This window comes from Streptomyces sp. NPDC005962 (genome assembly GCF_040629205.1).
Classification (GTDB): domain Bacteria; phylum Actinomycetota; class Actinomycetes; order Streptomycetales; family Streptomycetaceae; genus Streptomyces.
This window is the reverse complement of record NZ_JBEXVE010000005.1, coordinates 313,608-333,398: the sequence shown is the minus strand read 5'-3', so window position 1 is coordinate 333,398 and position 19,791 is coordinate 313,608. Positions and strand designations below refer to the sequence as shown.

Below are 19,791 nucleotides of genomic sequence, written 5' to 3'. Positions count from 1 at the left end.
CGTGGATTTCCCTTCGTATGGATACCGCCATCCTCCCTCACACCCGCCCCCGCCGTGCAACCCTGACCGGACCTTTGCGCGATCAAGACGGACCCCCGCGGGTCACCGCGCCGGGCCCACCAGGAGGCCGTCGGCGGCCCGGTCGACCCGGACCGTGTCGCCGTCCCGCACTTCGCCGGAGAGGATCTCCCTGGCCAGCCGGTCGCCGATCGCGGTCTGCACCAGGCGGCGCAGCGGGCGGGCCCCGTACGCCGGGTCGTTGCCCTCCTCGGCGAGCCAGGCCAGGGCCTCCGGGGTGACTTCCAGGGTCAGCCGCCGCTCGGCGAGGCGCCGGGCGAGCGCGGCGATCTGGAGCTCGGCGATGCGGGACAGCTCGTCCTGGCTGAGCGCGGAGAAGACCACCAGGTCGTCCAGCCGGTTCAGGAACTCCGGCTTGAAGGAGGTGCGCACCGTCTCCAGGACGCTCTGCTTCTTCTCCTCCTCGCCGAGCAGCGGGTCCATCAGGTACTGGCTGCCCAGGTTGGAGGTGAGGACCAGGATGGTGTTGCGGAAGTCCACCGTCCGGCCCTGGCCGTCGGTGAGCCGTCCGTCGTCGAGGACCTGGAGCAGGATGTCGAAGACCTCGGGGTGGGCCTTCTCCACCTCGTCCAGCAGCACCACGCTGTACGGGCGGCGGCGCACCGCCTCGGTGAGCTGGCCGCCCTCCTCGTAGCCGACGTAGCCGGGCGGGGCGCCGACCAGCCGGGCGACGCTGTGCTTCTCGCCGTACTCGCTCATGTCGATGCGGACCATGGCCCGCTCGTCGTCGAAGAGGAAGTCGGCGAGCGCCTTGGCCAGCTCGGTCTTGCCGACGCCGGTGGGGCCGAGGAAGAGAAACGATCCGGTGGGCCGGTCCGGGTCGGCGATCCCGGCCCGGCTCCTGCGTACGGCGTCGGAGACGGCCCGTACGGCCTCGCTCTGGCCGATCAGCCGCCTGCCCAGCTCGTCCTCCATGCGCAGCAGCTTCTGGGTCTCGCCCTCCAGCAGCCGTCCCGCCGGGATGCCGGTCCAGGAGGCGACCACATCGGCCACATCGTCCGGGCCGACCTCCTCCTTGACCATGGTGCCGCGGTCCTCCTGCTGCACCTCCGCCTCGGCCTCCGAGGCCTCGGCCAGCTCCCGCTCCAGGGCCGGGATCTCCCCGTACAGCAGCTTGGAGGCGGTGCCGAAGTCGCCGTCGCGCTGGGCGCGCTCGGCCTGGCCGCGCAGCTCGTCCAGCTTCTCCTTCAGCTCACCGACCCGGTTGAGGCCCTGCTTCTCCTTCTCCCAGCGGGCGGTCAGGCCGCGCAGCTCCTCCTCCTTGTCGGCGAGGTCGCGGCGCAGCTTCTCCAGCCGCAGCTTGCTGGCCTCGTCGGTCTCCTTGGCGAGCGCCATCTCCTCCATCTTCATCCGGTCGACGGAGCGCTGGAGCTCGTCGATCTCTACGGGTGAGGAGTCGATCTCCATGCGGAGCCGGGAGGCGGCCTCGTCGACCAGGTCGATGGCCTTGTCGGGGAGGAAGCGGGAGGTGATGTACCGGTCGGAGAGGGTCGCGGCGGCCACCAGCGCGCCGTCCGCGATCTGCACCTTGTGGTGCGCCTCGTACCGGCCCTTGAGCCCGCGCAGGATCGCCACGGTGTCCTCGACGCTCGGCTCGGAGACCAGCACCTGCTGGAAGCGGCGCTCCAGCGCGGCGTCCTTCTCGATCCGCTCGCGGTACTCGTCCAGCGTGGTCGCGCCGACCATGCGCAGCTCACCGCGGGCCAGCATGGGCTTGAGCATGTTGCCCGCGTCCATCGCGGAGTCGCCGCCGGCGCCCGCGCCGACCACGGTGTGCAGCTCGTCGATGAAGGTGATGATCTGGCCGTCGCTGGACTTGATCTCGGCGAGGACGGTCTTCAGCCGCTCCTCGAACTCACCGCGGTACTTCGCGCCCGCGACCATCGCGCCCAGGTCGAGCGCGACCAGCCGCTTGTCGCGCAGGCTCTCCGGCACATCGCCCTTGACGATGCGCTGGGCCAGCCCCTCCACCACGGCGGTCTTGCCGACGCCCGGGTCGCCGATCAGCACTGGGTTGTTCTTCGTACGCCGCGAGAGCACCTGCACCACCCGCCGGATCTCCTGGTCCCGGCCGATGACCGGGTCCAGCTTGCCCTCGCGCGCGGCGGCGGTGAAGTCCGTGCCGAACTTCTCCAGCGCCTTGTACGTGCCCTCCGGATCGGGAGTCGTCACCCGCTGTCCACCCCTGGCCTTCTCGAACGCGGCGAGCAGCGCCTTGGCACTCGCCCCCTGCTGGTCGAGCAGCTCCCCGGCCTGACCGCCCTTGGCGGCGGTGCCGATCAGAAGGTGCTCGGTGGAGATGTAATCGTCGCCGAGGTCCTTCGCCCGCTGCGCGGCGTCCACCAGGATCGCCTGCAGTTCGCGGCTGGCCTGCGGCGGGGCCACGGTGGAGCCCTGCACGCTGGGCAGGGCTGCGAGCAGCCGCTCGACCCCGTTCCGCACGACGGCCGCGTCGGTGTCGACGGCGGCCAGCAGATCCATGACGTTCTCGTTGTCCTGACCCTGGAGCAGCGCGAGCAGCAGATGGGCCGGGGTCAGATCGGCGTGCCCGGCGGACACCGCCCGGTCGTTGGCCGCGCTCAGCGCCGCCCGGCTCTTGTTGGTCAGCTCGGTGTCCACGTCCTGTGCTCCTCCTCATCGCGCGGCGGCGGCCCGGAATCCTGCCCTGCACAACATGCGTAAAGTTGAGTCTATGCCACTCAACTGTGTTACCGCCAGCGTTCTGGCCATAGGTTCCCCTCCATGGCCCTCGATCCACGCAACCCGGACCCCGCGTATCTCGCCTTCTGGCGCGAACGCCATGTGTGCACCCTGACCACCCTGCGCCCCGACGGCACCCCGCACGTCGTCCCGGTCGGCGTCACGTACGACCCCGAAGCCGGGCTCGCCCGCGTCATCGCGAGCGACCACAGCCGTAAGGTCGCCCACGTCAGAGCGGCGGGCGACCCGGACGGCCAAGGCGACCCGGACAACCCGGGCGACGGCGCGCGGGTCGCCGTCTGCCAGATGGCGGGCAAGCGGTGGGCCACGCTGGAGGGGATCGCGAGGGTACGCACCGAACCCGAGCTGATCGCCGACGCCGAGCGCCGCTACGCCGAACGCTACGAGCGCGCACCCCGCCCCAACCCCCGGCGCGTCCTGATCGAGATCGTGATCACCCGTGCGATGGGCCGCGCCTGAAGAATCCCCGCGGCCTCACCGCTCCTGACCGCTGCCCGACGGTGCTGCCCGACGGAACTCCCGGCTCAGGCTTCGGCCCGCTCCATCCGCGCGTAGGCCTCGGCCATCTCCCCGCCGGTGTCGTACACCACCACCGGCTCGTCACCGATCACCCACGCGTCGTGGCCGGGCGGCACCACGTACACGTCGCCGGGGCCCACCTCGGCCTCGGCGCCGTCGTCCATGCGCAGCCGCATCCGTCCCTTCATCACGATCCCGGTGTGGCGGACCTGGCAGCTCCGGGTCCCGGCCAGCGGCCGGACCGACTCCCGCCAGCGCCAGCCCGGTTCGAAGGTGGCCACGGCGAAGTCGTACCCCGTCAGGTGCAGGGTTTCCAGATGACCGCCGGGGAAGTCCCGCCGCTCATCCGGCGTCTCCAGCGTCTTGATCTCCAACATCTGCGGTACCTCCTCCCACACCTCCATGGTGCGCCCATGGCATGCGGGAAGCCCGGCGACCTGAAGAGGTCGCCGGGCCTGCCGATCTGGATCGACGGAGACGCTAGTCCCTGCGCTTGGGCTTCGGCCGCCAGACGACCAGCGCGCTGCTCTGCTGGACGTCCTGGTAGGGGACCAGGTCGCGGCGGTACGAGGCATGGACCTGGGCCTCGCGCTGCTGCATGGCGGCGGCCGCGCCCTCGACGGCCGACTGGAGCTCGGCGACGCGCGACTGGAGCGCGGCGACCTGGTTCTCCAGCTCGATGATGCGCTTGATCCCCGCGAGGTTGATGCCCTCGTCCTGGGACAGCTGCTGCACCTGGCGCAGCAGGTCGATGTCGCGCGCGGAGTACCGCCGGCCGCGGCCGGGCGTACGGTCCGGGGAGACCAGACCGAGGCGGTCGTACTGACGCAAGGTCTGCGGATGCAGGCCGGAGAGCTGAGCGGCGACCGAGATGACGTACACCGGGGACTCGTCGGTCAGCTCGTACGGATTACGGGACCGGCCGGTTCCCCTGCCTCCGAGGCCCCCTCGGCCGTGCGTCTCCATCGGATCATGCTCCCTTCGCGGCCTGGAACAGCTCCGCCCGCGGGTCCTCGCCCGCGGTCGCCTCCCGGTAGGACTCCAGCGCCTCGCGTGCCGAGTCGCCGAGGTCCTTCGGCACCGTCACCTCGACGGTGACCAGCAGGTCGCCGCGGGTGCCGTCCTTGCGCACCGCGCCCTTGCCGCGGGCGCGCATCGTCCGGCCATTGGGCGTACCGGCCGGCAGCTTCAGGGTGACCGGTGGGCCGCCCAGCGTCGGGACCTTGATCTCGCCGCCGAGCGCCGCCTCCGGAAGGGTGACCGGGACGGTGACGGTCAGGTTGTCGCCGCGGCGGCCGAAGACCGGATGCGGGTCCACATGGACGATGACGTAGAGGTCACCGGCCGGACCGCCGGTCTCGCCCGGGGCCCCCTTGCCGCGCAGCCGAATCCGCTGGCCGTCGCTGACGCCCGCGGGGATACGGACCTGCATGGTGCGGGCGGAACGGGCCCGTCCGCTGCCCTTGCAGGTCTCGCACGGGTCCTGCGCGATCAGACCGCGGCCCCGGCATTCCACGCACGGGTCGGTGAGCGAGAAGCCGCCCCCGCCGCCCCGGCTGACCTGCCCGGTGCCGACGCAGGTCGGGCAGACCCGCGGGGTGCCGTTCTTGTCGCCGGTGCCGGAGCACGACTTGCACGGGGCCTGGCTGGACATCCGCAGCGGAACGGTGGCCCCTTCGACGGCCTCGGTGAAGCTGAGCGTCACCTCGGACTCGATGTCCTGGCCGCGCCGCGGCTGGGTCCGGGTGGGCCCGCCGCGGTTGAAGAGACCGCCGAACACGTCGCCGAGCCCGCCGCCGAAGCCGCCCGCGCCGCCCGCACCGGCGGGTCCGCCCTGGGCGCCGCCGAAGAGGTCGCCCAGGTCGAAGTTGAAGTTGCCGGTGGAGCCCGCCCCGCCCGGCCCGGGGCGGAAGCCCCCGTTGCCGAACAGGGAGCGGGCGTCGTCGTACTCCTTGCGCCGCTTGGGGTCGCCGAGGATGTCGTTCGCCTCGGAGATCTCCTTGAAGCGCTCCTCGGCCTTGGCGTCGCCCTTGTTGGCGTCCGGGTGGTACTCGCGGGCGAGCTTCCGGTACGCCTTCTTGATCTCCGCCTCGGTGGCGTCCTTGGGGACGCCGAGAACCTTGTAGTAGTCCTTCTCGACGAAGTCCTTGGTGCTCATCCCCGACGTCCCTCCTCTCTCGGTATTCCTGATATTCCCGCTGTTCCCGCAGTCACCGTCGCGTCAGCCCTCTTCCGGGCCACCGCTCTCCTCGTCCGGCGCCGTGCCGTCGCCTTCGCCCGGGCCCTTGGGCGAGGCACCCGGCTGGGGCTCGGCGACCGCGACCCGCGCCGGGCGAATCGTTCGTTCGCCGATTCGATACCCCGGCTGGAGAATCTGCACGCACGTCGTCTCGGTGACATCCGGCGCGTACGAGTGCATGAGCGCCTCGTGCACCAGCGGGTCGAAGGGCTCGCCCTCCTTGCCGAACTGCTGCAGGCCCAGCTTCGCCGCCACCGTCTCCAGCGATTCGGCGACGGACTTGAAGCCGCCGACGAGTTCGCCGTGCTCACGCGCCCGGCCGATGTCGTCGAGCACCGGAAGCAGCTCGGTCAGGAGGTTCGCGACCGCGACCTCCTTGACCTGCACCCGGTCCCGCTCGACCCGGCGCCGGTAGTTCTGGTACTCGGCCTGGATTCGCTGGAGGTCGGCCGTCCGCTCGTTGAGGGCGGTACGCACCTGGTCCAGCTGCGCCTGAATGGCTACCTGTTCCATGTCCCCGGCCGGGGCGCCCGGACCCGCCTTGTCGGCGGACCCGGCGCCCTTCGCCGCGTCGTCAGGGGCTTGCGCGGCTTCGGAGGGGACTTCGGGCTGCTCCTCGAAGCCCGGGGTCTCCTCCGTCACGCGGCACCACCCTTGCCCTTGTCGGCCTTCTCGTCGTCGACGATCTCGGCGTCGACCACGTCGTCGTCGGCCTTGGCCTGGGCGCCCTCGGCACCGTCCGCACCGGCGGCACCGGCCTCGCCCGCACCGGCGGCGTCGGTGTTGGCGTACATCGCCTGGCCCAGCTTCTGGCTGACCGCGGCGACCTTCTCGGTCGCGGTGCGGATCTCGGCGGTGTCCTCGCCCTTGAGCTTCTCCTTGAGGTCGGTGAGCGATTCCTCGACCTCGGTCTTGACCTCGCCCGGGACCTTGTCCTCGTTGTCCTTGAGGAACTTCTCGGTCTGGTAGACCAGCTGCTCGGCCTGGTTGCGGGTCTCGGCGGCCTCGCGGCGCTTGTGGTCCTCCTCCGCGTACTGGTCGGCCTCGCGCATCATGCGGTCGATGTCGTCCTTCGGCAGCGCGGAGCCGCCGGTGACGGTCATCTTCTGCTCCTTGCCGGTGCCCAGGTCCTTCGCCGCGACGTGCATGATGCCGTTCGCGTCGATGTCGAAGGTGACCTCGATCTGCGGCACCCCGCGCGGGGCCGGCGGCAGGCCGGTCAGCTCGAACATCCCGAGCTTCTTGTTGTACGCGGCGATCTCGCGCTCGCCCTGGTAGACCTGGATCTGCACGGACGGCTGGTTGTCCTCGGCCGTCGTGAAGATCTCCGAGCGCTTGGTCGGAATGGTCGTGTTGCGCTCGATCAGCTTGGTCATGATGCCGCCCTTGGTCTCGATACCGAGGGACAGCGGGGTGACGTCCAGCAGGAGGACGTCCTTGACCTCACCCTTGAGGACACCGGCCTGGAGGGACGCGCCGATGGCGACGACCTCGTCCGGGTTGACGCCCTTGTTGGCGTCCTTGCCGCCGGTCAGCTCCTTGACGAGCTCGGCGACGGCGGGCATCCGGGTCGAGCCGCCGACCAGGACCACGTGGTCGATCTCGGACAGCGAGATGCCCGCGTCCTTGATGACGTTCTGGAACGGGGTCTTGCAGCGCTCCAGCAGGTCCGAGGTCAGCTGCTGGAACTGCGAGCGGCTGAGCTTCTCGTCCAGGTGCAGCGGGCCCTCGGCGGAGGCCGTGATGTAGGGCAGGTTGATGGTGGTCTCGGTCGAGCTGGACAGCTCGATCTTCGCCTTCTCAGCGGCCTCACGGAGGCGCTGCAGGGCCATCTTGTCCTTGGACAGGTCCACGCCGTTGGCGTTGTTGAACTGCTTGACCAGGTGGTCGACGACGCGCTGGTCCCAGTCGTCACCACCGAGGTGGTTGTCACCGTTGGTGGCCTTGACCTCCACCACGCCGTCGCCGATCTCCAGCAGCGAGACGTCGAAGGTGCCACCGCCGAGGTCGAAGACCAGGATGGTCTGGTCGTCCTTCTCCAGCCCGTAGGCGAGCGCGGCGGCGGTAGGCTCGTTGACGATACGCAGGACGTTGAGGCCCGCGATCTCACCGGCTTCCTTGGTCGCCTGGCGCTCGGCGTCGTTGAAGTACGCCGGGACGGTGATGACCGCGTCCGCGACCTTCTCGCCCAGGTACGCCTCCGCATCCCGCTTCAGCTTCTGCAGGATGAAGGCGCTCATCTGCTGCGGGTTGAAGTCCTTGTTGTCGAGGTTGACCTTCCAGTCGGTGCCCATGTGGCGCTTGACCGACCGGATGGTCCTGTCGACGTTGGTCACCGCCTGGCGCTTGGCCACCTCGCCGACCAGTACCTCGCCGTTCTTCGCGAAGGCGACGACGGAAGGCGTGGTCCTGGCGCCCTCGGCGTTGGTGATGACGGTGGGCTCACCGCCTTCGAGAACACTGACGACGGAGTTCGTCGTACCCAGGTCGATGCCGACCGCACGTGCCATTTCGCAATCCTCCAGCTACAGCATTGAGTGGAACAGGCTCAAGCGTGCATGATCCGCTTTTCGCTGTCAACAGACATGAGTCGTCGCCGCTCAACTTTTATATGAGTCTTATGATCAAGAGAGCATCCGAGGAGGTCAGCGGCGGGGCCGGGCGAGCGACGCAGATCACCGGCCGGTCGGCTACATGGGCGTACGCCCGGCCGGGTAATCTCGGTAGAACACAATAAGTTACCGCTTAGTAATTCCCGCTCTCGCAGGTTCGAGGAGCCCTTATGCAACTCGCCGCGATCATCGTGTCGCTGGTCCTCATCGCGGTCGGCGTCGCCCTGTTCGGCCGTGCCATCCTGCAGATCTACCGCTTCGTACGGCTCGGTTCGCCCGTCCCGGCAGGCACCCGGACGGATGACCCGGCCGGGCGCACGGTCACGGTGGTCAAGGAGTTCCTCGGGCACACCCGGATGAACCGCTGGGGCATCGTCGGTGTGGCGCACTGGTTCGTCGCCGTGGGCTTCTTCTCCCTGCTGCTGACGATCGTCAACGCCATCGGCCAGCTCTTCCAGGCCGACTGGCTGCTGCCGGTGATCGGCGACTGGCTGCCGTGGGAGATCTTCACCGAGGCCATCGGCCTGCTGACGACGCTCGGCATCCTCACCCTGATCGTCATCCGGCAGCTGAACCGGCCCGACGGCGCGGGCCGCAAGTCCCGCTTCGCCGGTTCCAACATCGGCCAGGCCTACTTCGTCGAGGCCGTCATCCTCATCGTCGGCATGTCGATCATGACGCTGCGCGCCCTGGAGGGCGTCCAGCACGGCGTGGACCACTACGAGATCGGCTTCTTCGCCTCGTACCCGCTGATCGCCGCCCTCAAGGGGCTGAGCCTCGGCACCATCCAGAACCTCACCTACCTTGTCGCCATGATCAAGATCGCGACGTCGTTCATCTGGATGATCGTGGTCTCCCTCAAGACCGACATGGGCGTGGCCTGGCACCGCTTCCTGGCCTTCCCGAACATCTGGTTCAAGCGTGAGGCCGACGGTGATGTCGCCCTCGGCGCACTCCAGCCGATGGTCAGCGAGGGCGTGCCGATCGACTTCGAGGACCCGGACGAGGACGCCCAGTTCGGCGTCTCGCAGATCGAGCACTTCTCCTGGAAGGGCATCCTCGACTTCTCCACCTGCACCGAATGCGGCCGCTGCCAGTCGCAGTGCCCCGCCTGGAACACCGGCAAGCCGCTCTCCCCCAAGCTGCTGATCATGTCCCTGCGCGACCACGCGCACGCCAAGGCCCCGTACTTGCTCGCGGGCGGCGGCAAGGACGCCGAAGGCGAGGAGAAGGCCACCGAGGAGCAGCTCAAGGACGTACCCGCGAGCGCGCTCGCCGAAGCCGAGCGCCCGCTGATCGGCACCCTTGAGGAGAATGGCGTCATCGACCCGGACGTCCTGTGGTCCTGCACCACCTGCGGCGCCTGCGTCGAGCAGTGCCCGGTCGACATCGAGCACATCGACCACATCGTCGACATGCGCCGCTACCAGGTCATGATCGAGTCGTCCTTCCCCAGCGAGGCCGGGACGATGCTCAAGAACCTGGAGAAGAAGGGCAACCCCTGGGGGCTGGCCAAGAAGCAGCGCCTGGCGTGGACCAAGGAAGTCGAGTTCGAGGTTCCGGTCGTCGGCAAGGACATCGAGGACCTGACCGAGGTCGAGTACCTGTACTGGGTCGGCTGCGCCGGTGCCCTGGAGGACCGCGCCAAGAAGACCACCAAGGCCTTCGCGGAGCTGCTGCACATCGCGGGCGTCAAGTTCGCGATCATGGGCGGCGACGAGGCGTGCACCGGTGACTCGGCCCGCCGCCTGGGCAACGAATTCCTCTTCCAGCAGCTCGGTCAGCAGAACGTCGAGATGCTCAATATGGCCTTCGGTGAGGATGCTGACGAGGGCGTCGTGGTCGAGAAGGCGAAGAAGAAGATCGTCGCGACCTGCCCGCACTGCTTCAACACCATCGCGAACGAATACCCGCAGCTGGGCGGCCACTTCGAGGTCATCCACCACACCCAGCTGCTCCAGCACCTCATCGACGAGGGCAAGCTGATCCCCGTCACCCCGGTCGAGGGTCTGATCACCTACCACGACCCCTGCTACCTGGGCCGCCACAACAAGGTCTACACCCCGCCGCGCGAGATCATCGCCAAGGTGCCGGGCCTGCGGAACGAGGAGATGCACCGCCACAAGGAGCGCGGCTTCTGCTGCGGTGCGGGCGGCGCCCGGATGTGGATGGAGGAGCGGATCGGCAAGCGCATCAACAACGAGCGCGTCGACGAGGCCCTCTCGCTCAACCCGGACATCGTCTCCACCGCCTGCCCGTTCTGCCTGGTCATGCTGACGGACTCGATCAACGGCAAAAAGAACGACGGCAAGGTGAGCGAGGCGCTCCAGGTCGTGGACGTGGCGCAGCTGCTGCTCGACTCGGTGAGGACCCCCGCCGAGCCGGAAGGTGACGGCGAGTCGGCCGAGGCCCCGGAGCCCGCGCCGGTGAAGTAACCCGCCGCACCGACATGACGAGGCCCGCCCGCGCACCTTCCGCGCGGGCGGGCCTCGCTTCGTACCGCTTACGCCTTCGGCTTACCGTTCTTGGGCAGCGTCTGCTCCGTCCAGATGACCTTGCCCTCCGCCGTGTACCGCGTCCCCCACCGGTCGGCGAACTGCGAGACCAGGAACAGCCCGCGGCCGCCCTCGTCCGTCGTCGCCGCGTACCGCAGATGCGGCGAGGTGCTGCTGGTGTCGGACACCTCGCAGATCAGGCTGCGGTCGCACAGCAGCCGCACCCGGATCGGGCCGGTGGCGTAGCGGATCGCGTTGGTGATCAGCTCGCTGAGGATCAGCTCGGTCGTGAACGCCACGTCCCCCAGCTCCCACTCCGCGAGCTGCCGAGCCACCGCCGCCCGTGTCTCGGCGACCTGGGCCGGGTCGGACGCCACCTCCCAGTCGGCGATCCGGTCCGGCTCCAGGACCCTCGTACGGGCGACGATCAGCGCCACGTCATCGCTGGGGCGCTCGGGCAGCAGCGCGTCCAGCACCGCCGTACAAGCCTGCTCGGGGGTGCGCCCGGGGTGGGCCAGGGCGTCGCCCAGCATCTCCAGACCCGTCTCGATGTCCCGGTCGCGCTTCTCGATCAGCCCGTCCGTGTACAGCACCAGCTGGCTGCCCTCGGGCAGCACCAGCTCGGCCGTCTCGAACGGCAGCCCGCCCAGGCCCAGCGGCGGGCCCACGGGCAGATCCTGGAGCAGCTCCACCGAGCCGTCCGGGCTCACCACCGCGGGCGGCGGATGACCGGCCCGCGCCATGGTGCAGCGCCGCGTCACCGGGTCGTAGATCGCGTACAGACAGGTGGCCCCGATGATCACCTCACCGCCGCCGTCGCCGTCCGCGAGGGCGCTGTGGACCTCGTCCTGGTCGATGCGGGCGATCAGGTCGTCCAGATGGGACAGGATCTCGTCCGGCGGCAGGTCGAGGGTGGAGAAGTTGTGCACCGCCGTCCGCAGCCGCCCCATCGTCGCCGCCGCGTGCAGCCCATGCCCCACGACGTCACCCACCACCAGCGCCACCCGCGCACCCGGCAGCGGGATCACGTCGAACCAGTCACCGCCGACGCCGGATTCGGCGGGCAGATAGCGGTACGCCACGTCGAGCGCGTTCTGCTCGGGCAGCACCCGCGGCAGCAGACTGCGCTGCAGGGTGACGGCCATGGTGTGCTCGCGGGTGTAGCGCCGGGCGTTGTCGATGCTGACGGCGGCCCGGGTGACCAGCTCCTCGGCGAGCGAGATGTCGTCCTCTTCGAACGGCTCGGGCTTCTCCGCGCGCATAAAACTGGCCACGCCCAGCACCACGCCCCGGGCCCGCAGCGGGACCGTGATCATCGAGTGGATGCCACAGTCGACGATCTTCCGGGCCTGGTCGGGGTCCTGCTCCTGCCAGCCCCCGTGGTCGCTCAGCACCGGGACGACCGTGACGGCGCCGGTGCGGAAGCCCCGGGCCTGGGGCGCGTTCGGGGTGAACCGGATCAGCTTGCCGAGCGGGTAGAGCGGCACGTCGTCCCGGATGCCGCTGAGCGCCGTACGCCGCAGGGGCGTGGGGCGGCCGTCCGCGCTCCCCCCGCCCCCCGTCGTACCGGCGGCGCCCTCCTGCGGCTCCTCGCCGCGCAGGACGGAGTCCGCGAGGTCGACGGAGACGTAGTCGGCGAACCGGGCCACCGCGTACTCCGCCAGCTCCTGCGCGGTGCGCACCACGTCCAGCGTGGTGCCGATGGACACGCCCGCGTCGTAGAGCAGCTTCAGGCGGTTGCGCGCCAGATCGACCTTGCCGGACAGCGCGCGCAGCTCGGTGGTGTCGCGCAGGGTGGCGACGCTGCCGGGCGGGCCGCCGTTCCGGTCGGTGGGGCGGTGGCTGACCGACAGCAGCCGCTCCCCGGCCGTATGCACCTCGTCGGTGGCCGGGCGCCCGGACACCAGCAGCTCGGCCGTGTACGGATCGAAGCCCAGCTCGGCGACGAGACGGCCCTCCGCGTCCGCTGGCAGGGCGAAGAGGCGGCGCGCCTCGTCGTTGGCCAGCACCAGCCGTCCGTCACCACTGACGATCAGCACGCCCTCCCGCACGGCGTGCAGCACCGCGTCGTGGTGCTCGTACATCCGCGTCATCTCGGCCGGGTCCAGACCGTGGGTCTGACGCCGCAGCCGCCCGGTGACCAGCGCCGTTCCCACCGTGGCCAGGACGAGCGCGGCCGCGGCGGCGCCGAAGAGCAGCGGCAGCTGGTGGTTGGCCGCGCCGCTCACCTTCTTGATCGTGATCCCGGCCGAGACCAGGCCCACGACCTTCCCGCGGTGGTCGAAGACGGGCACCACGGAGCGCACGGAGAGGCCGAGCGTGCCGGTGAAGGTCTCCGTGACGGTCCGGCCCTTCACCGCGCCCTCGATGCTGCCCATGAAGTGCTTCCCGATCCGGTTCGGATTGGGGTGGGTGTAGCGGATTCCGTGCGGCGACATGACCACGACGAAGTCGACGCCCGAACCCTTGCGGGCCCGCTCGGCGAGCGGCTGCAGCGCGGCGGTCGGGTCGGGGCCGCGCAGCGCGGCGGCCAGGCCCGGGGCGTTCGCGAAGCTCTCGGCGACGGCCGCCGAGCGGTTGCGGGCCTCGCGCTCGCTGTCGTACCGGGACTGCAGGACGAGCGCCACCACGGCGGCGACGACGAGCAGCAGCACGACGCCCACTTGGAGGACGAACACCTGGCCCGCGACCGTACGCACACCACGCGCCGTGCGGCGGCGCGGCCGCCCGCGCCCCAGGAGGCCGCGCCCCTCGTACCGCTCGCGCGCCCGCCGGGTCGGGTGTGCCTGGTGCGTCTGCCGCGCCTGGTGTGCCTGGTACGTCTGGTGCCCCTCGGTGTCGTGCACGGTGGGGTCGTGCCCGTTCGGCTCGCGGGCATTCCGGCGGCGGGGGCCCTGATGGCCGCGCTGATTCCGCCACTCGGTCACGGTCCGGGCCAAGGGAACCCGTGATCGACCGAAAAGTCCGGCCATGTCGTTATTTCTAGCACCCTCGTGCTGTGGCGGGCGAGCGGCATCCGCCGCTGCCGGCCGGCCACTCCCGTCCGACATCGCGACTACACCCCGCTCGCACCCTCCGTGGGTCTCGGTGCCTCACCCGTCACTGACGCATCGTGCGATACGCACATGGCTGCCCCCGCTCGCCCGCTTCGAACATGTACTGATCCTGGCCGTGAAGTATCCCTTCTCACAACAAGGTTGTGGATTCCTACAGGATCATGCCCCACCCAGGGGTAGGTAAATGTCCTGGACGGCCCTTGTGCTCCAAAGGTCATCTTTACAGTCAAGCGGACTGATCACTCCCGGAACCTCCGCAAGGTCCCGCTCCGCCGCGCCCCTCGACCGCGCCGCGAGCGCCGTTCGAGTCGCCGCCCGGGGTGCCCTCCGAGTCGCCGCCCGGATTCGCCGCCCGCGTCGCCGCCCGAGTCGCCGTCCGGATTCACCGCCCTGATTCGCGTCCGAGTCGCCCTCCGGTTTCGCCGTCCGGCTTGCCGCGACCGTGCCGCATGGGTTAGGGGTGACCGATGACGCCCGCGCCTCCCCCCACGCCACCCTCCGGCCGCGCCGCCCGCACCGGCCGCGGCGCCCTCGCCACCTGCGCGGTCTGGGCCGGTGTGCTCGCGCTGCTGACCGGATGCGAGGCGGGTGCCTCCGCCGACGGGCCACGGGACCGGGGCGCGGCGTCCGGCAAGGCCGCCTCCGGGGCGTCCGCGTCCGGGGCCGCGACCGCCCCCGTCCCGCGCGGCAAGGGCAGCAGGCTGCCCGACGACGTCAACGGCGACGGCTACCCGGACCTCCAGCTTCCGGTCCCGCCCCGCAAGCGGGGCCTGCCCAGCCGGATCGCGTTCGTCCACGGCTCGGACGACGGCCTCCACCCCACCACCCGCACCGTCCTCCGGCGGGCCGACCTGGGTCTGCCCGCCGACGACGTCGCCGTCGCGGGCGCGACCGAGGTGGCCACCGCCGATCTCGACGGCGACGGCTACGCCGACGTGACCACCACCGGCGGCGAGCGGCTGAGCGCCGCCGAGGCCAAGCGCACCCGCGCCACGGTCCGGACCGCCCCGTACATCGCCTGGGGCAGCGCGGGCGGCCCGCCGCACGCCCGCTCCGCCGCCCGCGTCCAGCTGACCGGCCCCACCGACTCCGTCGATCCGCAGCGCCCGGCCGTCGGCGACTTCAACGGCGACGGCCACCACGACCTGGCCGTGGTCCGCGCGGACCGCCGCTCGTTCCTCGTCCTCTACGGGCCGTTCAGCCGCGCCGGCCGGGCCGCCAGGACCGTGCCGTACCGCAACCCGTTCCACGGCGGGCACGCCGAGATCGGCGACCTCGTCGCCGACCGCATCAGCGGCGACCGCCCCACCGACCTGGTCGTGCACGGGATCAGCGCCGCCACCCAGTCCGGCTCCACCCTGCTGACCGCGGGCCCGCGGGGGCTGCGTCACACCGGACGCACCCTCCGCGAGGGCAACTCGATCACCTTCGGCGACTTCGACGGGGACGGCCGCCGGGACGTCGCGGTCGGCGCCAGCGGCACCCGCGCCGACGAGGGCGGCGACGCGACGGAGAAGCCCGACATCGGCCGCACGGTGAGCGTCTACTACGGAACCGCCACCGGCCGCTACGCGCGCTCCTCGCCCTCCCTCCCGGTGCCGGGCATGTCGGGCACGATGATGGCCGCCGACACCGACGGCGACGGCGCCGACGAACTGGCCGTCCCGCTCGGCTCCGGCGGCGCCCGGCTGCTGGCCCCGCGCCCCGGGCGTACCGCCGTCACCCGCCGCACCCTCACCCGCACCGTCCCGGCCCGGGTGGACGGCGAGGCCGTACGCCCCGACGAGCGCGCCGCCCGGCTCTACGGCGCAGCGGACTACGATCACGACGGCAAGGACGAGATCGTGCTCGCCTGGGGCCCCGGCATCGCCTTCTCCCTGTACGGCGAAGGGCCCGAGCGCTGGTGGATCACGAACGGCGTCTCAGACAAGATCACCTTCTCCAGCAGGCCCTTCGCGGCGGCGCGTTAGCGGTTCCCTACCACCAGCCGCAGTCCCGGCGGGGGGTAAACCCCCCAGGGTCCCCCTAAGGGATGTCACAGCTCGGCAGCAAAGCCGGGCCTGTCCCGCCGCTCCGGCACCCCGCCCCTCGCGACCGGGTACGTTCGAATGGTGGCTGGATTCAGGATCGGACGCGGACGGGACTCCCACTCCGCGCAACAAGGGCAGCAGCAGCAGCGACCGCAGCAGCCGGCGCACGGATCGCAGGACCCGTACGGCCGGACGCAGCCGCAGTGGCAGCAGCCCGCTTCACAGGGAGAGCCGGAGTACTTCGGCGGCCAGGACCCGCGCTACGGGCCGGGAGGCGGCCCCGGCGGCGGACCGGGCCAGGGCTATGGGCAGGGCGGCCAGGGAGGCGGGTACAGACCGGGCCCGGGCGGCCCCGGTCCGGGCGGACCGGGTTCCGGCGGCGGCCCCGGTTCGTTCGCCGACAACAACGCGGGCCATACGCAGTCGTTCAGCGTGGGCGAGGCGCCCGACGCGTACGACCCGTACGGCCAGGGCCCCGGTTCGTACGACGACGGCAGCACCTACCGCGCCGGCTCCTCCACCGTCCCGCCCGCCGGCCCCCGGCTGCACTGGAAGCAGCTGCTCAGCGGCATCGTGCTGCGCCCGGCGGCCACCTTCTGGCAGATGCGCGACTACACGGTGTGGGTCCCGGCCCTCATCGTGACATTCGTCTACGGCCTGCTGGCGGTCTTCGGCTTCGACGACGCCCGTGCGGACGTCCTCAAGGCCCCGATGGCCAACAGCATCCCGTGGATTCTCAGCGCGGGCGTCGCCGTCGTGATCAGCGCCCTGGTGCTCGGTGCGGTCACCCACACCCTCGCCCGTCAGCTCGGCGGCGACGGCACCTGGGGACCGACCATCGGCCTCTCGATGCTGATCATGTCGATCACGGACGCGCCCCGGCTGCTGTTCGCGCTCTTCCTGGGCGGCGACAGCTCCCTGGTGCAGGTGCTGGGCTGGGCGACCTGGCTGGCGGCGGGCGCGCTGTTCACGTCCATGGTGAGCAAGTCGCACGACCTGCCGTGGCAGAAGGCGCTGGGCGCGTCGGCGATCCAGCTGATCGCGCTGCTGTCGCTGCTGAAGCTGGGAACCCTGTAGTCGAGGGGCCCACCCGGGCCCCTCGTCTCGTTCACGTCTTACGCGTCCTACGTACGCGCCCTACGGGTCTTACGCGTCGAGAACCTGCCTGAGTGCAGGCACCCTGACCCAGGGATCAGGGTGCCGCGCACAGCGTGGTGCTCCGACGGGCGCCGATGCACCACAAAGGGCGAAAGAACCCGGCAAGGACGGAACACGGTCAGCCGCGCGGATCGCAATCCGTGTGACTAGGCGGTGAAGTCCTCTTGCTTGCAGTTCTTCGGGGCATAGCCAGATTTTGTGTTACATACCTTCAGGGTCACCGTGGCGCCTTCGGCGATATTGCCCGACGCCCATCCGCTGCAGTAATCCGAGGCATGCCCGCTCGTCGTGGCGGTACGGTCGAATACACCGTTGTGGTTGGAATCGAGGTACGCCGTCACTCCCCAGCCGTCGGCTGTGAAGTCGCAGGCTCTGATGGAGTCACCGGGTATGTCCTGGTAGGGGTCCTGCTCGAAGTTGCCCCAGTCCTGGAAGTTGTTTATCTGAACCGCGAAGAGCTGGCCAGTGCCGGCACTGGCGGGGCTCGCGGCGATTCCCACGAGGGCGGCAGCAGCGATCGCCGTCATTACCGGAAGTGTCTTCGTTCGCAACACGTGTCTCCCCTTCATGGACAGCAAACCGGCCCATGGGGGTATTTCTGGAAATACCAGACAATAGATCCAATGACCCGGAAGAGACATGATCTAATCCCGGCGTTGCGTCCATGTCAAGAAGTGCTTTTCAGTCAACAAAGCGCCGTTTGGCCAAAACACGGACGCCAAGGAAAGCGGCTCGGCGGCTTGGGGTATCGAGGCTTGAACCGCTGATCATGGGCGGTCACCACGAGCACGGCTGATCAGCCGTTTTGAAGCCCCACGCCGTGAAGCGACAGGTCAGAGAGCTTCCCTGGACGGAGTGACCGGTTCACCGGACTTCCGCACCACGGGCAGGACGCTCCAGGGGAAGTTGATCCACTGCTCGGTGCGCTTCCACACGTACTCGCATTTCACGAGCGACTGCGACTTCTCGTAGATCACGGCGCTGCGCACCTCGGCGACGGTCCCGAGGCAGAAATCGCGGACCAGCTTCAGCGTCTTGCCGGTGTCCGCGACGTCGTCCGCGATCAGCACCTTCTTGTCGGAGAAGTCGATCACGTTGGGCATGGGCGCGAGCATCACCGGCATGTCGAGGGTGGTCCCCACGCCCGTGTAGAACTCCACATTCACCAGGTGGATGTTCTTGCAGTCCAGCGCGTACGCCAGCCCGCCCGCGACGAAGACCCCGCCGCGGGCTATGGACAGCACGATGTCCGGCTCGTACCCGTCGTCCGCGATGGTCTGCGCCAGCTCGCGGACGGCCGCGCCGAACAGCTCGTACGAAAGGTTCTCCCGCTCCTCACTCGCCACCGGTGCTCACACCCTTCGTCCGGTGGAAGTTCTGGAACGAACGCGACGGCGTCGGTCCACGCTGCCCCTGGTAGCGCGACCCGTACCGCGCCGAGCCGTACGGATGCTCCGCGGGCGAGGTCAGCCGGAACAGGCACAGCTGCCCGATCTTCATCCCCGGCCACAGCTTTATCGGCAGCGTCGCCACGTTCGAGAGCTCCAGCGTCACATGCCCCGAGAACCCCGGGTCGATGAAACCGGCCGTCGAATGCGTCAGCAGCCCCAGCCGCCCCAGGCTCGACTTCCCCTCCAGCCGCGAGGCAAGGTCCACCGGCAGCGTGACCACCTCGTACGTGGAGGCGAGCACGAACTCCCCCGGGTGCAGGATGAACGCCTCATCCCCCTCCGGCTCCACCAGCCGCGTCAGATCCGGCTGCTCCACCGCCGGATCGATATGTGGATAGCGATGGTTCTCGAAGACCCGGAAGAACCGGTCCAACCTGACGTCGATGCTCGACGGCTGCACCATCGCCGGGTCATACGGATCGATTCGCACCCGTCCGGCGTCGATCTCCGTCCGGATGTCCTTGTCTGAGAGAAGCACGGAACGAGGATACGCAAACCACCCCCACCTCATGGCGCGGGCCCGGCCCCAGGGGACCGGGCCGCGCCCACGATCTTCGTTCGACTACCGCAACTACCCGCGACTACCCGCCGCTACAGCTCCTCGCGCGCCACCGGCACCGCATGCCGGAGCCTGGCGCAACGCGGACACCGCAGCAGCCGCCCGGGACCGATGCGGTCGACCGTAAGGTGCCGCATCGGGAACGAAGCGGTGCTGAACACATGCCCTTCGGCACAACGGACGACGGTGCGCTCCATTGAGTCCCTTCCCCATAACGTGAACGAGTGGCTTCCCTGGCGACAAAAGCCACATTAGGGGATCAACCGCACACCGCTCCAAGCGGCACTCCGCACCCCCACGGTACGCCCCAACTCCCGCACCCCCACAGCGCCTTCCCCCACTCCACCCCCTGCCACCGCACCCCGAACTCCCCCCGAAAAGCGCGAAAACCCCACAGCGAATGCACTGGGGGTCAGCCATGGGGTAAAGTGAGCGACGATGCGGCACCGAGAGTATCGTCGCCTCCTCGCGGGTGTAGTTTAATGGTAGAACATGAGCTTCCCAAGCTCAGAGCGCGAGTTCGATTCTCGTCACCCGCTCCATAGCAAAGCCCCAGGCCAGCGGCCCGGGGCTTCTTTGTTGTCTAGACCTCTCAGAGGTCGCCGTGCCCTCCACGTGCCCTAACTCGACAAGAACAGCCACCCAAATGAGGCCGCCGCGCCACTCCTGGGTGGCGCGGCGACGGTTCGTCTCACATTCAGAGACGCACTTTTAGTGACCTGCGCCGCTGAGATGACTTTCCGCACTTCATCGCGATCGCGAAACGGCAAGCACCGGGACGTCTCACCGCACCACCGCAAGCTGTGGGTGTCTTCCTGTTGCCACAGGCCAACTGCGCTGCTGACGCACCCCTCGCGCCGATGTTCTCCGCGA

14 protein-coding genes and 1 tRNA gene are annotated in these 19,791 nt (G+C 69.8%); 5 read left to right on the top strand and 10 right to left on the bottom strand.

What is annotated here, in order from left to right; translation table 11 throughout:
- Window positions 1-102 precede the first annotated feature (102 nt).
- Window positions 103-2,697, bottom strand: coding sequence for an ATP-dependent chaperone ClpB (clpB, locus tag ABZ370_RS11790; protein ID WP_358619264.1), 2,595 nt, complete (start codon window positions 2,695-2,697; stop codon window positions 103-105).
- A 123-nt stretch (window positions 2,698-2,820) separates the two neighbouring features.
- Here clpB and ABZ370_RS11785 point away from each other — a divergent pair, with 123 nt between their 5' ends.
- Window positions 2,821-3,258, top strand: coding sequence for a pyridoxamine 5'-phosphate oxidase family protein (locus ABZ370_RS11785; protein ID WP_358619262.1), 438 nt, complete (start codon window positions 2,821-2,823; stop codon window positions 3,256-3,258).
- Window positions 3,259-3,323: 65 nt separating this feature from the next.
- Here ABZ370_RS11785 and ABZ370_RS11780 read toward each other — a convergent pair whose 3' ends face one another.
- From ABZ370_RS11780 to dnaK, 5 genes are all read right to left on the bottom strand, one after another.
- Window positions 3,324-3,695: a cupin domain-containing protein gene (locus ABZ370_RS11780; RefSeq protein WP_358619261.1), complete on the bottom strand. Its 372-nt coding sequence runs from the start codon at window positions 3,693-3,695 to the stop codon at window positions 3,324-3,326.
- A gap of 103 nt (window positions 3,696-3,798) precedes the next feature.
- Window positions 3,799-4,284 (bottom strand): helix-turn-helix domain-containing protein, encoded by a 486-nt coding sequence (locus tag ABZ370_RS11775; RefSeq protein ID WP_358619260.1) that lies wholly within the window; start codon window positions 4,282-4,284, stop codon window positions 3,799-3,801.
- A 4-nt stretch (window positions 4,285-4,288) separates the two neighbouring features.
- Window positions 4,289-5,476, bottom strand: coding sequence for a molecular chaperone DnaJ (dnaJ, locus tag ABZ370_RS11770; RefSeq protein WP_358619259.1), 1,188 nt, complete (start codon window positions 5,474-5,476; stop codon window positions 4,289-4,291).
- Window positions 5,477-5,539: 63 nt separating this feature from the next.
- A complete protein-coding gene (gene grpE, locus ABZ370_RS11765) occupies window positions 5,540-6,199 on the bottom strand; it encodes a nucleotide exchange factor GrpE (RefSeq protein WP_358619258.1) in 660 nt (219 codons plus the stop codon).
- Window positions 6,196-8,067, bottom strand: a complete 1,872-nt coding sequence (gene dnaK, locus ABZ370_RS11760; RefSeq protein ID WP_358619257.1) for a molecular chaperone DnaK — start codon at window positions 8,065-8,067, stop codon at window positions 6,196-6,198. Before dnaK ends, grpE begins: the two co-directional genes overlap by 4 nt.
- Window positions 8,068-8,339: 272 nt before the next feature.
- Between dnaK and ABZ370_RS11755 the strand changes: the two genes are divergently transcribed.
- Window positions 8,340-10,604: a (Fe-S)-binding protein gene (locus ABZ370_RS11755; protein ID WP_358619255.1), complete on the top strand. Its 2,265-nt coding sequence runs from the start codon at window positions 8,340-8,342 to the stop codon at window positions 10,602-10,604.
- Between the two features lie 68 nt (window positions 10,605-10,672).
- On the opposite strand, the gene ABZ370_RS11750 is transcribed toward ABZ370_RS11755, so the two are convergent.
- Window positions 10,673-13,636, bottom strand: coding sequence for a SpoIIE family protein phosphatase (locus ABZ370_RS11750; protein ID WP_358619254.1), 2,964 nt, complete (start codon window positions 13,634-13,636; stop codon window positions 10,673-10,675).
- A gap of 551 nt (window positions 13,637-14,187) precedes the next feature.
- Here ABZ370_RS11750 and ABZ370_RS11745 point away from each other — a divergent pair.
- Together ABZ370_RS11745 and ABZ370_RS11740 are read left to right on the top strand one after the other, a co-directional pair.
- Complete coding sequence (locus ABZ370_RS11745; protein WP_358619252.1) at window positions 14,188-15,690, top strand: VCBS repeat-containing protein; 1,503 nt, start codon at window positions 14,188-14,190, stop codon at window positions 15,688-15,690.
- A gap of 138 nt (window positions 15,691-15,828) precedes the next feature.
- A complete protein-coding gene (locus ABZ370_RS11740) occupies window positions 15,829-16,827 on the top strand; it encodes a Yip1 family protein (protein ID WP_358619251.1) in 999 nt (332 codons plus the stop codon).
- A 227-nt stretch (window positions 16,828-17,054) separates the two neighbouring features.
- Here the strand turns inward: ABZ370_RS11740 and ABZ370_RS11735 are convergent, their stop codons facing one another.
- The 3 genes from ABZ370_RS11735 to dcd form a co-directional block, all read right to left on the bottom strand.
- Window positions 17,055-17,435 carry a hypothetical protein gene (locus ABZ370_RS11735; RefSeq protein ID WP_358619250.1) on the bottom strand — a complete coding sequence of 127 codons (381 nt, stop codon included), beginning with the start codon at window positions 17,433-17,435 and terminating at the stop codon, window positions 17,055-17,057.
- A gap of 306 nt (window positions 17,436-17,741) precedes the next feature.
- Complete coding sequence (locus ABZ370_RS11730) at window positions 17,742-18,254, bottom strand: phosphoribosyltransferase (RefSeq protein ID WP_358619248.1); 513 nt, start codon at window positions 18,252-18,254, stop codon at window positions 17,742-17,744.
- The gene (dcd, locus tag ABZ370_RS11725; protein ID WP_358619246.1) at window positions 18,244-18,837 is read right to left on the bottom strand and encodes a dCTP deaminase; all 594 of its coding nucleotides are present in this window, start codon (window positions 18,835-18,837) and stop codon (window positions 18,244-18,246) included. The genes ABZ370_RS11730 and dcd overlap by 11 nt, the downstream gene beginning before the upstream one ends.
- A 549-nt stretch (window positions 18,838-19,386) precedes the next feature.
- Between dcd and ABZ370_RS11720 the strand changes: the two genes are divergently transcribed.
- A tRNA-Gly gene (locus tag ABZ370_RS11720) sits at window positions 19,387-19,460 on the top strand.
- Window positions 19,461-19,791 lie beyond the last annotated feature (331 nt).

What these genes read in the sequence shown, in the direction of transcription:
- ABZ370_RS11785 (WP_358619262.1), top strand. Translation starts at nt 2,821, where the DNA reads ATGGCCCTCGATCCACGCAACCCGGACCCCGCGTATCTCGCCTTCTGG.
- ABZ370_RS11780 (WP_358619261.1), bottom strand. Translation starts at nt 3,695, where the DNA reads ATGTTGGAGATCAAGACGCTGGAGACGCCGGATGAGCGGCGGGACTTC.
- ABZ370_RS11775 (WP_358619260.1), bottom strand. Translation starts at nt 4,284, where the DNA reads ATGGAGACGCACGGCCGAGGGGGCCTCGGAGGCAGGGGAACCGGCCGG.
- dnaJ (WP_358619259.1), bottom strand. Translation starts at nt 5,476, where the DNA reads ATGAGCACCAAGGACTTCGTCGAGAAGGACTACTACAAGGTTCTCGGC.
- dnaK (WP_358619257.1), bottom strand. Translation starts at nt 8,067, where the DNA reads ATGGCACGTGCGGTCGGCATCGACCTGGGTACGACGAACTCCGTCGTC.
- ABZ370_RS11755 (WP_358619255.1), top strand. Translation starts at nt 8,340, where the DNA reads ATGCAACTCGCCGCGATCATCGTGTCGCTGGTCCTCATCGCGGTCGGC.
- ABZ370_RS11750 (WP_358619254.1), bottom strand. Translation starts at nt 13,636, where the DNA reads ATGGCCGGACTTTTCGGTCGATCACGGGTTCCCTTGGCCCGGACCGTG.
- ABZ370_RS11745 (WP_358619252.1), top strand. Translation starts at nt 14,188, where the DNA reads ATGACGCCCGCGCCTCCCCCCACGCCACCCTCCGGCCGCGCCGCCCGC.
- ABZ370_RS11740 (WP_358619251.1), top strand. Translation starts at nt 15,829, where the DNA reads ATGGTGGCTGGATTCAGGATCGGACGCGGACGGGACTCCCACTCCGCG.
- ABZ370_RS11735 (WP_358619250.1), bottom strand. Translation starts at nt 17,435, where the DNA reads ATGACGGCGATCGCTGCTGCCGCCCTCGTGGGAATCGCCGCGAGCCCC.